Origin of the sequence: Frateuria sp. GZRe12 (genome assembly GCF_051900535.1) — a bacterium.
Classification (GTDB): domain Bacteria; phylum Pseudomonadota; class Gammaproteobacteria; order Xanthomonadales; family Rhodanobacteraceae; genus Frateuria_A.
Genome location: NZ_JBHZGI010000007.1, coordinates 1 through 12924, shown reverse-complemented (window position 1 = coordinate 12924; position 12924 = coordinate 1). Strand labels below are relative to the sequence as shown.

Here is a 12924-nt window from a genome sequence, read left to right as displayed (position 1 = left end):
CAGAGCCGCTTCCCGCGAGCCCCCGCCCCTAACCTCAATCCTCTCCCCGGAGGGAGAGGATGCGAACGTGTGCGCTGCGCGCACGGTGTTATTGCACAACGACGGGGATCTTGCCGATCCGCGCCTGCCACTCCTTCGGTCCGGTCTGGTGCACCGACGTGCCCGCGGAATCGACCGCCACGGTCACCGGCATGTCCTTGACCTCGAACTCGTAGATCGCCTCCATGCCGAGGTCCGCGAAACCCACCACGCGCGAGGCCTTGATCGCCTTCGACACCAGATAAGCCGCGCCGCCCACCGCCATCAGGTAGACCGACCGGTGCTCCTTGATCGCCTCGATCGCCGCCGGGCCGCGCTCGGCCTTGCCGACCATGCCCAGCAGGCCGGTCTGCGCCAGCACTTGTCCCGTGAACTTGTCCATGCGCGTCGCAGTGGTGGGGCCTGCGGGGCCGACCACCTCGTCGCGCACCGGGTCGACCGGCCCGACGTAGTAGATGAAGCGACCGTTGAAATCGACCGGCAGCGGCTCGCCCTTGTTGAGCATGTCGACCATGCGCTTGTGGGCCGCATCGCGCCCGGTCAGCAGCTTGCCGTTGAGCAGCAGCACCTCGCCCGGCTTCCAGGTCGCCACTGCCTCGCGGGTGACGGTGTCGAGGTTCACGCGGCGGCCCTTGGAGGCGTCGTAGGTGAGTTTGGGCCAGTGCTCCAGCGAGGGCGGGTCGAGCATCACCGGCCCCGAGCCGTCCAGCGTGAAGTGGGCATGCCGGGTGGCCGCGCAGTTGGGGATCATCGCCACCGGCAGGTTGGCCGCGTGGGTCGGGTAGTCCTTGATCTTCACGTCGAGCACGGTGGTCAGGCCGCCCAGGCCCTGCGCGCCAATGCCCAGCGCATTGACCTTGTCGTACAGCTCGATGCGCAGTTCCTCGATGCGGTTGGTCGGCCCGCGCGCGATCAGTTCCTGGATGTCGATGTGCTCCATCAGCGATTCCTTCGCCAGCAGCATCGCCTTCTCGGCGGTACCGCCGATGCCGATACCGAGCATGCCCGGCGGGCACCAGCCGGCACCCATGGTCGGCACGGTCTTGAGCACCCAGTCGACGATGGAGTCGGACGGGTTGAGCATCACGAACTTGGATTTGGCCTCCGAGCCGCCGCCCTTGGCCGCCACGATCACGTCCACGGTATTGCCCGGCACGATCGACATGTTGATCACCGCAGGCGTGTTGTCGCGCGTGTTCAGGCGCTTGCCGGCCGGATCGGCCAGCACGGAAGCGCGAAGCTTGTTTTCCGGATGGTTGTAGGCGCGCCGCACGCCCTCGTTGACCATGTCCTCCAGGCTCATGGTCGCGTCCCAGCGCACATCCATGCCGACCTTCAGGAACACGGTGACAATGCCGGTGTCCTGGCACAGCGGCCGGTGGCCCTCGGCGGCCATGCGCGAGTTGATCAGGATCTGCGCCATCGCGTCGCGCGCGGCAGGCGATTCCTCGCGCTCGTAGGCGGCGGCGAGGCTGGTGATGTAGTCGACCGGGTGGTAGTAGCTGATGTACTGCAGCGCGTCGGCGACGGACTGGATCAGGTCGTCTTGCTTGATGATGGTCATGGGCGGCTTTTTTCGGCTTCGACGCACCGCCTTGCGCGGCGCACAAGAGCGGTATTGTGCCGCAGCCGGCCGGGCCGGACAAAACAACGGCCGCTCGAGGCGGCCGTCGCGGGGACCCTCGGCCATCCGCTCAGAAGCGGTATTCGGCCGTCACCATCCAGGTACCGACGTTGGCATCGGCCGACAGGTCGTCGGTCCTGGCCTTGACGTGGTAGTTGTCGTAGTTGACGCACAGGCCAACATTGTCGGAGAAGTCGTAGCCCACGCCCACGCCGCCGTACCAGCCGTCGCCGTTGGCGCTGCTGCTGGCGCTCATGGAGTCGACCGGGGTGCTGATCCGGTAGTCGACGTCGCTGGACGCATGCAGCCAGCCGCCGCGTGCCGACACGAACCACTGGTCGGCGAAATGGTATTTGCCCGTCGCGCCGAGCAGCCAGCCTTTCGCGCGGACCGAGGCCTCCTCGAGGACGGCGCCGCTGATCAGCGAGGCATGCAGCTCGCCCAGGTCGATGTAGCCCCCTTCGACGCCGATACCCACCGGGCCGTGCCACAGGTAGCCGAGGCGCAGGGCGGTCGCGGTACCGGTCTTGTCGCCGGCATAGTTGCCACCGTCGGCGGCGTCGAGGTGATACGTCGACTGGCCCGCGCCGGCGTTGACGAAGAACGCGCCATTGTCCTGTGCGACAGCGGAGCTGCAGGCACCGGCCAGGATCAGGGCGGAAAGGGAGATCACGTACTTGTTCATGGATTCGTCCTTGAGGGAAAGCGGAAGCGGCGGACCTTCGCAGGCCCGCCGCCGGTCGATCAGAAGCGGAATTCCGCGGTGACCGTGTACACGCCGATGTTGCCATCGATGCTGCCGAGGTCGGTCTTGGCCTTGCCGTGGTAGTTGTCGTAGTTCAGGCCGAGGCTGAAGTTCGGCGCGAAGTTGTAGCCCACGCCCACGCCGCCGTACCAGCCGTTGCCGTCGGCGTCGCCGCTGGCGTATTCGCGGTAGTCCGGCGCGTCGGCGTAGATTTCCTCGTAGCGGTAGGAAGCGTCCGCGGTGGAGCGGAACCAGCCGGCGCGCGCCGAGACGAACCACTTGTTGCCGAAGTCGTACTTGCCGTTGGCGCCGAGCATCCAGCCGCTGGCTTCGATGTCGGCCTTCTCGTTCACGATGAGGGAAGCGTCTTCGTTCTCACCGTGGTACTTGGCAACGAGCTTGCCCAGGTTGGCGTAGCCACCCTCCACGCCCAGGTCGAAGCCGTTGCCGACCTTCCACGCGTAACCGAAGCGCAGTGCGCCGGCGGTGTCCTTGTCGTCGAGCTTGTAGCCCAGGCCGTCGGTGTGGCCGACGTGGTACTGCGCCTGGCCCACGCCGGCGTTGATGAAGAAGGAGCCATTGGCATCCGCGGCGGAAGCCGAGGCGGAGGCGGCAACGAGCGCCGCGCCGAGGGCGACGGTCAGAATCTTGTTCATGCTTGGAAATCCCTGTTTTTGTCTTGTTGGGTAAAGCCCGGTGGGGTGTGCCGGGCGGCGCGCATTTTATGGTTGCGTAAAAATTTGCGCTGTAGGGGATCACCTACACTCCGACTTCCTTCGTATTGCCGGAACAACGCTGATGGCCACCTTCGACTTTCTGCAACTGGACGTGTTCGCCTCGCGCCTGCTCGAGGGCAACCCGCTGGCGGTGGTGATCGGCGCGGACGCGCTGGACGGGCTGACGATGCAGCGCATCGCACGCTGGACCAATCTTTCCGAAACCACGTTCCTGCTGCGTCCCACCCAACCGGGCGCGGACTACCGCGTGCGTATCTTCACCCCGCGCCAGGAGCTGCCCTTCGCCGGTCATCCCAGCGTGGGCAGCGCCTATGCCGCGATCGAGACCGGCTGCGTGCCGGTGCAGTCGGAACTGGTGCAGGAGTGCGCCGCCGGGCTGTTGCCGGTGGCCGTGCAGGGCAGCGGCGCCACGCGCATGATCCATGTGCAGGCGCCGCAAGCGCGCATCGGCCACGCCGATGCATCGCTTGCCGCGTCGCTTGCCGGTGCCCTGGGGATCGAACTTGCCTCCACGGCAGTGCATCCGGTCGACAACGGCCCATTGTGGCTGGTCTGCGACCTCGGCCAGGCACGCACCGTGCGCGCGCTGGCGCCCAATCTGTCTGCCATCGCAGCGTTGTGCCTGGCGCACGGCGCCGTGGGCGTGAGCGTGTTCGGCGCCGAGGACGGCGGCGATGCGGCGATGGCGGTGCGCGCGTTCTGCCCGGCCGATGGCATTCCGGAAGATCCGGTCACCGGAAGCGCCAATGCGGCCATCGGCGCATTGCTGCACCACACGGGCGACGTAGCGCGCTATGGCGGCCGCTACGTCGCCAGCCAGGGCCGCGAAGTGGGCCGGGACGGGCGCGTGGCGGTAGTCATCGACGCGGCCTCCGGTGCCGTCACCGTCGGCGGCCAGTGCGTGATCGGCGTGCGTGGGACGTTCTCGCTCGATTGATCCGGCGCGGTCGGCGCCATCGTCGCACCCGAAAACCCACATGGGGTGGCTTCGGCCCACTGCCCGGTCGCCCGGAGCCCGCGACGGCGGCCGGACCAAGCCCCTGCGAGGCCTTTGGCGGTCCAGCGCTTGCCCGGGGTACACCGCACCGGCGATGCTCCCCGCTCTCTCAAGGGGTATCGCATGGACACAGGCAACCACGCACCGCAGGGCTACCGGCGCAGCCTGGGCCCCTGGGATGCCGCCCTCATCGTGGTCGGCGGCATCATCGGTGGTGGCATCTTCCTCAACCCGGGCATCGCCGCACAGCGCACCGAATCGGGCCTGGCGCTGCTGCTGGCCTGGATCGGCGCGGGGCTGCTCACGCTGGTGGGCGCGCTGTGCTACGCCGAGCTCGGCGCGCGGCGGCCGCAGGCGGGTGGTACTTACGTCTATCTGCGCGAGGCGTTCGGGCCGCTGGCGGGCTTCCTGTTCGGCTGGACCATGCTGCTGGTGATCTATTCCGGCTCGACCGCGGCGGTCGCCACGATCTTCGCCAGCTACACGGTCGCCGCCTTCGCCCTGCCGGCGTCGGCCGCGCTGCCGCTGACCGTGGGCGCACTGGTGTTCGTGGCGCTGGTCAACCTGTTCGGGCTCAGGCTGGGTGCGCAGGTGCAAAACCTGTTCGCACTGCTCAAGCTGCTGGCGGTGGCGGTGCTGGTGGCGTGCGGCCTGTACCTGGCCGGCGCGCATGCGCCGGCGGCGCTGGCGGTCGATCCCGAGCGCAGCGGCGTGGGCTTCATGGGCGCGGCGCTGCCGGTGCTGTTCGCCTATTCGGGCTTCACCTACCTCAACAACCTGGCCGGTGAGATCGACGCGCCGCAGCGCAACCTGCCGCGCGCGCTGCTGATCGGCATGCTGGTGGTGATCGGCGCCTACGCGCTGGTCAACCTTGCCTACCTTGCCGTACTCGGGCACGAGGGACTTGCCGCCAGCACCGCACCGGCCGCGCAGGTGATGGACCGCATGTTCGGCCCCGTCGGCGCGAGGCTGATGGCGGTGGGTATCGCGATCTCCACGCTGGGCTTCTGCAACATCACGCTGGTCGCCGGCGCGCGCGTGCTGCAGGTGATGGGTGCGGACGGACTTTTTTTCGGCGCCGTGGCCAGGCTGCATCCGCGCCACCGCACACCGAACGTCGCGCTGGCCGCGCTCTCGGGCTGGGCGATCGTGCTGGCGCTGTCGGGAAGCTATGGGGCCTTGCTGGACTACGCCACCTTCGGCGACTGGCTGGCCTGCGCGGTGGGCGTGGCGACGCTGTTCTGGTACCGCCGCCACGACCGCGGCGAGGTGCCGTTCCGTGTCCCCGGCTACCCGCTGCTGCCGCTGCTGTTCGTCGCCGCGATCGGCGCGGTGGTGGTCGCGACCATGCGCGATAACCCGCGCAACGCCGGCATTGGCGTGCTGATCATGCTGGCCGGCGTGCCGGTGTATTACGTGTGGCGGCGCAGGGCACAGCCGTAGCCGCAACCAGCTACGCTGTTGCAGGAGCCCACCCGTGGGCGGTGCTTGCGCCACTACGACGTCAACGAGCATCGCCCACGAGTTGGCTATCACAGGCAATGCTGCGGCCGGCGGCGCCTGAACGCCACTCGCTCCCCCGGCTGCCTCGTCACCCGCGCGATGCCACAATAGGCGACCCTCGCGTGGAGATCCTGACGATGCAGCAAGCGCAAGCCCAGGGCCTGCCGCCCGCCACCACCGGCGACATCACGCCGGAGCCGGTGCGCGAGGGCATCGACCTGATCGTCAACGGCGAGCGCTTCCGGCACACCGGCGATCCGCTGATGCCGCTGCTGTGGTACCTGCGCGACGTGCTGCGCCTGACCGGCACCAAGCTGGGCGACGCGCACGGCGAGGACGGCTACGACCTGGTGCTGGTCAACGGCAAGGCGGTCTCGGCGATCAAGCGCCCGATGGCCAAGCTCGCCGGCGCCCGCGTCACCACCGTCGAGGGCCTGGCCGGCGGCGACGGCAGCCTGCATCCGCTGCAGCAGGCCTTCATCGACGAGGACGCGATCGGCTGCGGCTACTGCACGCCCGGCTGGCTGATCGCCGGCATCGACCTGCTCACGCGCAAGCCCAAACCCTCCGACGAGGACATCGACAAGCTGCCCAACCGCTGCCGCTGCGGCGTGCAGACGCGCGTGCGCCGCGCGATCAAGCGCGCCGCGGGAGTAAAGGCATGAGCGGCGGCCCGCAGTTTTCGCGTCGTCGCTTCCTCCAGGTGCTCGCCGGCACCGCCGGCGCGCTGGTGGTGGGCGTGGGCTATGCCAAGACCGAGGTGCCGATCCCGCCCGCCATGCTCGGCGACGACCTCGGCCAGCTAGGCGCCTATGTGCGCATCGATCGCGACGGCAACGTGCTGATCGGCGCGCGCGACCCGGATACCGGCACCGGCACCGCCACCGCGCTACCGCGCATCCTCGCCGAGGAACTGGATGCCGACTGGACCCGCGTCACCGTGGTGCCGCTGGGCCTGGGCGTCGAGGCAAAGGACGGCAAGCCGGTGTGGACCTACGGCCACCAGCGCAGCGGCACCGGCGACTCGATTCCCGCCGCATGGGCCGATCTGCGCCAGGCCGGCGCGCTGGCGCGCTGGCTGATCACCCAGGCCGGGGCGCGACGCCTGGGGATCGCCGCCGATCGGCTGCGCTGCGAAGCCGGAATGGTGGTCACGCCGGACGGTCGGCGCTTCCCCTACGGCACCCTGGTCGAGGCGGCGAGCAAGATCGATCCGCCCAACGCACCGCTCCCGCTGAAACCGCCGCAGCGCTACACGCTGGTCGGCCAGCCCGCCGGCGACGTCGACGCACGGCGCATCGTCACCGGCCAGACCCGCTACGCGCTCGACACGCATTACGCCGACGCATTGGTCGCGGTGCTCGCCCAGTGCCCCTGGCCCGACGGCAGCCTGGCCAGCATCGAGACCGCCCCGGCGCTGGCGATCAAGGGCGTGGTCAAGGTGATGCCGATCAACCCCGAGTCCGGCGTGGCGCCGGGTGAGACCGCGATCGCCCCGGCCGTCGCCGTGCTGGCCGAAAACACCTGGGCGGCGCTGCGTGGCCTGGCCGAGCTCAAGATCGAATGGAAGCCCGGCGCCCACAGCGCCGAGCAGGACAGCAGCAAGCTCGAAGCGCAGGCCCTCGCCCTGCTCGACACCGATAGCGCACCGACCACCCGCCTGCGCGACGAGGGCGACCTCAAGGCCGCCAGCCGCAAGGCCGCGCGCCGCGTCGAGGCCACCTACATGCAACCGTGGCTGGCCCACGCCACGCCCGAACCGATGAACTGCCTGGTGCGCCTGGACAAGGACCAGGCCACGCTGGTCGTGCCCACCCAGTCGCCGAAGCAGGCCTGGTCCGTGGTGCAGCGCCTCACCGGCCTTGCGCCGGACAAGATCGCCATCGAAGTTCCGCGCGTGGGTGGCGGCTACGGTCGCCGGCTCGACCACGACTACGTCGCCGAGGCGGTGATGCTCGCCAAGGCCGTCGACAAGCCCGTGCGCCTGATGTGGACCCGCGAGCAGGGCCTGACGCACGACTACTACCGCTCCGGCACCGTGCACAAGATCAAGGCGATCATCGGCCGCAAGCGCAAGCTCATCGCCTGGGACCAGCGCATGGCCAGCGCGTCCGCGCTCGCAGGCCGCGGCGTCGCCGCCGACCGGCTGTGGACGTCCGAGGTCGCCGCCGACCAACTGCCCGCCGGCCTGGTGCCCGCCTACCGCAACGACTGGTACAGCCTCGCCTCGGCGATGCCGCGCGGCCCGTTCCGCGGCGAGCCGCACGTCACCAATGCCTTCGCGGTCGAGAGCTTCATCGACGAGATCGCCCACACCTTGCGCGAGAACCCGCTCGATACCCGCCTGCGCCTGCTCGGCGACGCGCGGCAGGTGCCGCTGGCCGGCGGCGGCATGCTCGACGTTGGCCGCCTGCTCAACGTGCTCAAGCTGGTGACCGACCGCATCGACTGGAAGAACTGGCTGCACAACGTCAACGGCATGGGCGTGGCCTGCTGGCACGTCGAAGGGGCATACGTCGCCCACGCCATCGAAGTGGCGATGCACGGCGAGAAGCTCGAGATCGTGCGTGCGATCTGCGCCGCGGACGTCGGCCGCGTGATCAATCCGCTGGGCCTGCAAGGCCAGATCGCCGGCGCGACTCTCGACGCCTTGTCCAACGCGCTCAACCCGGCCATCACCTTCAGGAATGGCCAGGTCCAGCAGCAGAACTTCAAGGACTACCCACTGGCCAGCATGGCCCAGTTGCCCAACGACGTCGAAGTCATCCTGGTCCCCAACGACCGCGCCCCCACCGGCGCCAGCTTCCTGGCCATGCCCACCGCCGCCCCCGCCCTCGCCAACGCGGTCTTCCGCGCCACCGCCGTCCGCGTGCGGCGCCTGCCGCTGATGAAGGAACTGCTGCGCTTGCTCTGAACCCAGGCGCGAACCCGCGCGTCGCAAGATCGGCGCGCGGACCATACGGCTTATTCCCCCGCTTCCGCACCAATAACCGTTAGCACCCCGTTTCGCGCGATATGCACCTCGCCGCAGGCGGGTGCGGAAGCTCGCGTGTGCGAACTAGCCGCACTGAACTGCAAGGAATTTCCGCCGCTTGACCTGGCCCAGACCGCGACCCACCATCCGGTGCATATGCCCCGATTCGGGGTCTACTAAGCGTTAGCGGTCATGAACTTTTCACCATCGAACCTAGGGGTCATCGTCTGCTGCCACGTCTTTGACAAGTCGAGGCCAATCTTGCTCGTGGCGCACGAAGAGGGTTACTGGAATTTTTCCTGTGGGCAGCACGACCACGTTGGAGCCGAGGATTTCCATAATGTCGGTGTTGGGCATTTGACCAGTCGCGATCCTTCAATCAATGCCTGTGCAGACATGCAAGATGGCTACGTTGCCGAGAGGCAAGATCAAGATCATCCTTGGGTCAAAGTGGCGTTGCTTTCGGGTGGCCGCTAACAACTCGTTCAAGGCGGACGGCTACGCCGCCGCTTAACTCCAGCGTTAGGCATCGCATCCCATGCAAGAAGAAATCGCCAGGGGCTTCGTTGCCGTCGCCAAGTTCATCGCGTACTACGTCATCTGGTCGCTCATTCTGTTCAACCTCGGTCGCGCGTCATTGCTTCTAGTAACCCTTGGGCAGTATCCGCGTGGCCTTGACGTTCAGCGCCACACCAACCAAATTTCGCTCGCTGGTCTCCTTGTACTCGTCTTGGCTTGGTCGCTTATTGCCGTCTACAACAACACTCTCGGCGCCCATGCCTAACAACTCGTTCAAGGCGGACGGCTTCGCCGCCGCTTAACTCCAGCGTTAGGCCGCACAAGGAGGTTTACGTGAAAATGCAGCTCGCGATCGGCTTGTTCCTGTCGTGCCTTACTTTTGGCAGCCACCCTCAGTCCCTAGAACAACTTGATCAGCGCGCGCACGCAGACAAAGCCATCGACCTACTGAATCAGTTGCAGGCTCAAGTCGATGAGCAGGCTCATGCCATGAAATATGAGTGCCTCAAGGCTTTCGGCAACAGTGCCTTTTGTGGCTGTCTTTCAAGCAACCTGCCTGTCGCATTTTCCTTCGCTGATTACATCGCCATAGTTACGAAGAGCAAGGAAGCTAACGGTTATGCCAAACTTACCCCCGACACAAAAAAGGCATATGACACCGTGCCGAGTGTCAGAGAAAAATGTGTGGCACAGGCGCGGAGCGCACCCTAACATTTCGTTCAAGGCGGACGGCTTCGCCGCCGCTTAACTCCAGCGTTAGCTTCCACGAGGCTGCAAATGTCGGCGGACAAAGAACGTGAATACTCGGAGCTTCTTTCGTTCGTGAGCATCTTTGCCACTCACGCTTGGAACATCGATCCGGCCAATCCTGTCCACCCCTCAAACGTCGCCAGGCACATTGCTACCACACGGGGAAAGGCCCAAGCGCTCATTGGTGCGCGGCAAGCTGCCAATGATGCAATTGAGTCACTTCAAAGCTATACGCAGCAGCAGCTCGCGGCCCTAGATGCAAAGTTGCATCAGGCAGGTTCGGTCACGCTCGCCGAGATGCGCCGACGGTATTCAAGGCAGTACAAAGCAGTCGTGAAGCGCGGCATTATCCGCAACGACACCGAGTTCTATCTCGTCAAAGGCATCCGTGACTCATGCGCTGAGTCACTCGGCCAAGACGAGCAAGCGACGCTCTCCTCTATGCTGCTAGCCTTCGAACAAAGCAGCTAACCAAGCATTCGAGGCGGACGGCTGCGCCGCCGCTCAATTCTAGCGTTAGACGTCTATGACCCTCGGCCAAATTTTCGCTCACCTAGATTCGGCAGCAGACGACCTTTGCATCGTTGCGCGCCGTCCATGGCGCGAGAGCTCAGACGCAATGCTCGTCCGTCTCGACGACCATGGCGGCCTTCCAAGCCATGTCAAGGCAGCTGGCTACGAGTACTTTCTAGAAGTTCACCTCATCAAAGATGAGGTCCTTGGCGAGCGGAGCGCTGTTATGAATAGCGCTCAACGCTCTGCAGTCGTGCTCCACTACGCCGAGCACGACGCGTGGCCGGAGTGGTTCCACGAGCTCTGCCAAGGTAGCGGCGGCGTCTAACAATTCGTTCAAGGCGGACGGCTACGCCGCCGCTTAACTCCAGCGTTAGGCCAAGCCGGTAATCTTATGTACCCTCAGGCACCCTCGACCGTCCTTTTCTTCGTGCTCTTCGGCATGGTCATCGTGTGGTTCGTGCTTATAAAGCTGCTCTTCAATCGTCTGGAGGCAGCTCATCCTCAAAAATACGAGGCAATGGGCAAACCGTCGCTCTTTCTGCGCAACAACATTGCTACCGGCTGGGCAACCATGAAGTTCTTGTTCGCACGCGAGCATCGGGCTCTCAACGACCCTTACCTATCCAAGCTGTCCGATGCCATGCTTGTGTTCTTCGCAATCTACATGATCTTGTTTCTTGGGCTGTCCTTCCTTTCCGGCCCAAATGCGGCCTAACAACTCGTTCAAGGCGGACGCGCTGACGCGCGCCGCTTAACTCCAGCGTTAGACGGTGGCAGTCATGGATGCGGCAAGAGCAATAGCTCACTATGTGTTGGCGCTGGAGCATGCGGCCGGCACCACTGCACGCGCCGAAGACCGCTCCAGCTACACAGCGCTACTGGCGCATGCGGCCCCGCTTCTCGCGGTGGCGCTCAGCCGCGAGACAGGCCAAGGCCTCTCCACTCGCTTGCAGCAGCATGAAAAGCTTTGGGGTAGCTTGTGGCTCAGCGATCCCGCTTTTCAGGAGGCGTCTATGGCTTGGCAAGCAGCGAAAGCGGCATGCCACCATGTTGGCGTCTAACAACTCGTTCAAGGCGGACGGCTTCGCCGCCGCTTAACTCAAGCGTTAGAGCCTATGAACTTCTTCGCGTTGTTCCTCGGAGCCTCCATCGGGTTGTTGGGCTGGTCGTTCCTCACTCGCTTGTCTTACGCCGTTCATGACGTCACTCACAAGACCAGTCTAGCTACCAAACTCAGCGCCCCAAATGGTCGAGCATTTTTCAAAAAAATGTTGTGGTGGGCTACGGCGGTAGCCGTCGCCTGGCTCGTGGCTTTCGGGGGAGCTTGCTTGCACTTTGCGCACTCGGATTCGTCCCAACAGTTCCTTGCGTGGTTCTTTGGGGGCGTGACAATAACTCCAAGTTTCATCGCATACACCACCACAAGAGCGGTGCGTCGCTTCAACAAGCGTAAGGTTGAGCGGGCGCAGCTCTAACCACTCATTCAAGCGGACGGCTTCGCCGCCGCTTAATTCCAGCGTTAGGCGATCTCATGCAAATTGATGGACCCACACTGAAAAGGATTTCTTACCGAGGTGGCTTGATCACCTTTCGTGTACCGGCCGCTTGGGTCGAAGAGTATGGGCAAGACGGTGGGGCCTGTTTCTACGAAGAGGCCAACGGGTCAGGGACACTTCGGCTGGCTACAATCTCGGCACAGGCGCCTTCTCCTATTACAACCGCACAAGCCTCCGAGGTGCTATCAACGTTGTCAGGCTGCATTGAAGATGGGCCGATTGAGGTCCTCGCAAGCGGGTACGCCTTTGCTCGTTATAGCCAACGTTCCTTCGAAGGCGGACAAAAGTTGCACCTTACTTACTGGTCCTTGGCGCAAGTAATACCTCCTGACAATGTACGCGTCGCTAATTTTTCGTACACCTTGCTCTCGGGGCAAGAACAAGAGCCCAAGTACCAGCGGGAGCTCCAGCTAATCGAAACGGAGATTCGAAAGAGCGTTTTTTGGCCCACAATGACGTGAATCGTTGCCTAACAATTCATTCAAGGCGGACGGCTTCGCCGCCGCTTAAATCCAGCGTTAGGCAGAGAGCATGATCAACCGCGATTCCAACCCGCTCGGATGGTCTTTCCTGCTAGACGACTTAGCGGACGCGCACGAACACTTGGGCAACTTGCTCGCAGAGATCCAGGCTAACCCCGAGTACTCAGAAGTAGAGTTTCGCCTCAACCTGGGCCACATCTATGCTCACCTCAACCGGGCGTGGCGCCGGCGGGACGTCCCGGAAGACTTCACTAGCCAAGAGTGGCAACAGGCTGGCGCCTTCCCAGATGACCTTGAGCCTGTCGCCTAACTACTCATTCAAGCGGACGCGCGAAAGCGCGCGCCGCTTAACTCAAGCGTTAGGCCGCAGGCATGCCTCTGAAGAATCCCATCATCTTTACGATCCTGGTGGTGACGGTTCTTCTTGGTGCATGCATCGCTACGTACTTCTACGGCCTACCGCTGCTACAAGATGCGGCGCG

General features: G+C 64.9%; 12 protein-coding genes. 8 read left to right on the top strand and 4 right to left on the bottom strand.

Annotated elements, in window-relative coordinates; genetic code table 11:
* Window positions 1-88: 88 nt before the first annotated feature.
* The 3 genes from ACFWZ4_RS14410 to ACFWZ4_RS14400 form a co-directional block, all read right to left on the bottom strand.
* Window positions 89-1603 (bottom strand): fumarate hydratase, encoded by a 1515-nt coding sequence (locus ACFWZ4_RS14410; RefSeq protein WP_439705370.1) that lies wholly within the window; start codon window positions 1601-1603, stop codon window positions 89-91.
* 130 nt (window positions 1604-1733) lie between these two features.
* Window positions 1734-2348: an outer membrane beta-barrel protein gene (locus ACFWZ4_RS14405; protein ID WP_439705369.1), complete on the bottom strand. Its 615-nt coding sequence runs from the start codon at window positions 2346-2348 to the stop codon at window positions 1734-1736.
* A gap of 59 nt (window positions 2349-2407) precedes the next feature.
* The gene (locus tag ACFWZ4_RS14400; protein ID WP_439705368.1) at window positions 2408-3064 is read right to left on the bottom strand and encodes an outer membrane beta-barrel protein; all 657 of its coding nucleotides are present in this window, start codon (window positions 3062-3064) and stop codon (window positions 2408-2410) included.
* Window positions 3065-3206: 142 nt separating this feature from the next.
* Between ACFWZ4_RS14400 and ACFWZ4_RS14395 the strand changes: the two genes are divergently transcribed.
* The 4 genes from ACFWZ4_RS14395 (at window position 3207) to ACFWZ4_RS14380 (ending at window position 8559) form a co-directional block, all read left to right on the top strand.
* On the top strand, window positions 3207-4082 hold the full coding sequence (locus ACFWZ4_RS14395; protein WP_439705367.1) for a PhzF family phenazine biosynthesis protein: 876 nt from the start codon (window positions 3207-3209) through the stop codon (window positions 4080-4082).
* 183 nt (window positions 4083-4265) lie between these two features.
* A complete protein-coding gene (locus ACFWZ4_RS14390) occupies window positions 4266-5585 on the top strand; it encodes an APC family permease (protein ID WP_439705366.1) in 1320 nt (439 codons plus the stop codon).
* A gap of 197 nt (window positions 5586-5782) precedes the next feature.
* Window positions 5783-6310 (top strand): (2Fe-2S)-binding protein, encoded by a 528-nt coding sequence (locus ACFWZ4_RS14385; RefSeq protein WP_439705365.1) that lies wholly within the window; start codon window positions 5783-5785, stop codon window positions 6308-6310.
* Window positions 6307-8559, top strand: coding sequence for a molybdopterin cofactor-binding domain-containing protein (locus tag ACFWZ4_RS14380; protein ID WP_439705364.1), 2253 nt, complete (start codon window positions 6307-6309; stop codon window positions 8557-8559). Before ACFWZ4_RS14385 ends, ACFWZ4_RS14380 begins: the two co-directional genes overlap by 4 nt.
* A gap of 273 nt (window positions 8560-8832) precedes the next feature.
* Here ACFWZ4_RS14380 and ACFWZ4_RS14375 read toward each other — a convergent pair whose 3' ends face one another.
* Window positions 8833-8976, bottom strand: a complete 144-nt coding sequence (locus ACFWZ4_RS14375) for a hypothetical protein (protein ID WP_439705170.1) — start codon at window positions 8974-8976, stop codon at window positions 8833-8835.
* A gap of 181 nt (window positions 8977-9157) precedes the next feature.
* On the opposite strand from ACFWZ4_RS14375, the gene ACFWZ4_RS14370 reads away from it, so the two are divergent.
* From ACFWZ4_RS14370 to ACFWZ4_RS14355, 4 genes are all read left to right on the top strand, one after another.
* Window positions 9158-9403 carry a hypothetical protein gene (locus ACFWZ4_RS14370; protein ID WP_439705363.1) on the top strand — a complete coding sequence of 82 codons (246 nt, stop codon included), beginning with the start codon at window positions 9158-9160 and terminating at the stop codon, window positions 9401-9403.
* Between the two features lie 68 nt (window positions 9404-9471).
* On the top strand, window positions 9472-9849 hold the full coding sequence (locus ACFWZ4_RS14365) for a hypothetical protein (protein ID WP_439705362.1): 378 nt from the start codon (window positions 9472-9474) through the stop codon (window positions 9847-9849).
* 66 nt (window positions 9850-9915) lie between these two features.
* On the top strand, window positions 9916-10359 hold the full coding sequence (locus tag ACFWZ4_RS14360; protein ID WP_439705361.1) for a hypothetical protein: 444 nt from the start codon (window positions 9916-9918) through the stop codon (window positions 10357-10359).
* A 436-nt stretch (window positions 10360-10795) separates the two neighbouring features.
* Entirely contained in the window at window positions 10796-11119 is a 324-nt protein-coding gene (locus tag ACFWZ4_RS14355; protein ID WP_439705360.1) for a hypothetical protein, read from the top strand.
* Window positions 11120-12924 lie beyond the last annotated feature (1805 nt).

Coding starts and splice junctions, on each gene's coding strand:
- ACFWZ4_RS14410 (WP_439705370.1), bottom strand. CDS start 1,603: ATGACCATCATCAAGCAAGACGACCTGATCCAGTCCGTCGCCGACGCG.
- ACFWZ4_RS14405 (WP_439705369.1), bottom strand. CDS start 2,348: ATGAACAAGTACGTGATCTCCCTTTCCGCCCTGATCCTGGCCGGTGCC.
- ACFWZ4_RS14400 (WP_439705368.1), bottom strand. CDS start 3,064: ATGAACAAGATTCTGACCGTCGCCCTCGGCGCGGCGCTCGTTGCCGCC.
- ACFWZ4_RS14395 (WP_439705367.1), top strand. CDS start 3,207: ATGGCCACCTTCGACTTTCTGCAACTGGACGTGTTCGCCTCGCGCCTG.
- ACFWZ4_RS14390 (WP_439705366.1), top strand. CDS start 4,266: ATGGACACAGGCAACCACGCACCGCAGGGCTACCGGCGCAGCCTGGGC.
- ACFWZ4_RS14385 (WP_439705365.1), top strand. CDS start 5,783: ATGCAGCAAGCGCAAGCCCAGGGCCTGCCGCCCGCCACCACCGGCGAC.
- ACFWZ4_RS14380 (WP_439705364.1), top strand. CDS start 6,307: ATGAGCGGCGGCCCGCAGTTTTCGCGTCGTCGCTTCCTCCAGGTGCTC.
- ACFWZ4_RS14375 (WP_439705170.1), bottom strand. CDS start 8,976: ATGCCCAACACCGACATTATGGAAATCCTCGGCTCCAACGTGGTCGTG.
- ACFWZ4_RS14370 (WP_439705363.1), top strand. CDS start 9,158: ATGCAAGAAGAAATCGCCAGGGGCTTCGTTGCCGTCGCCAAGTTCATC.
- ACFWZ4_RS14360 (WP_439705361.1), top strand. CDS start 9,916: ATGTCGGCGGACAAAGAACGTGAATACTCGGAGCTTCTTTCGTTCGTG.
- ACFWZ4_RS14355 (WP_439705360.1), top strand. CDS start 10,796: ATGTACCCTCAGGCACCCTCGACCGTCCTTTTCTTCGTGCTCTTCGGC.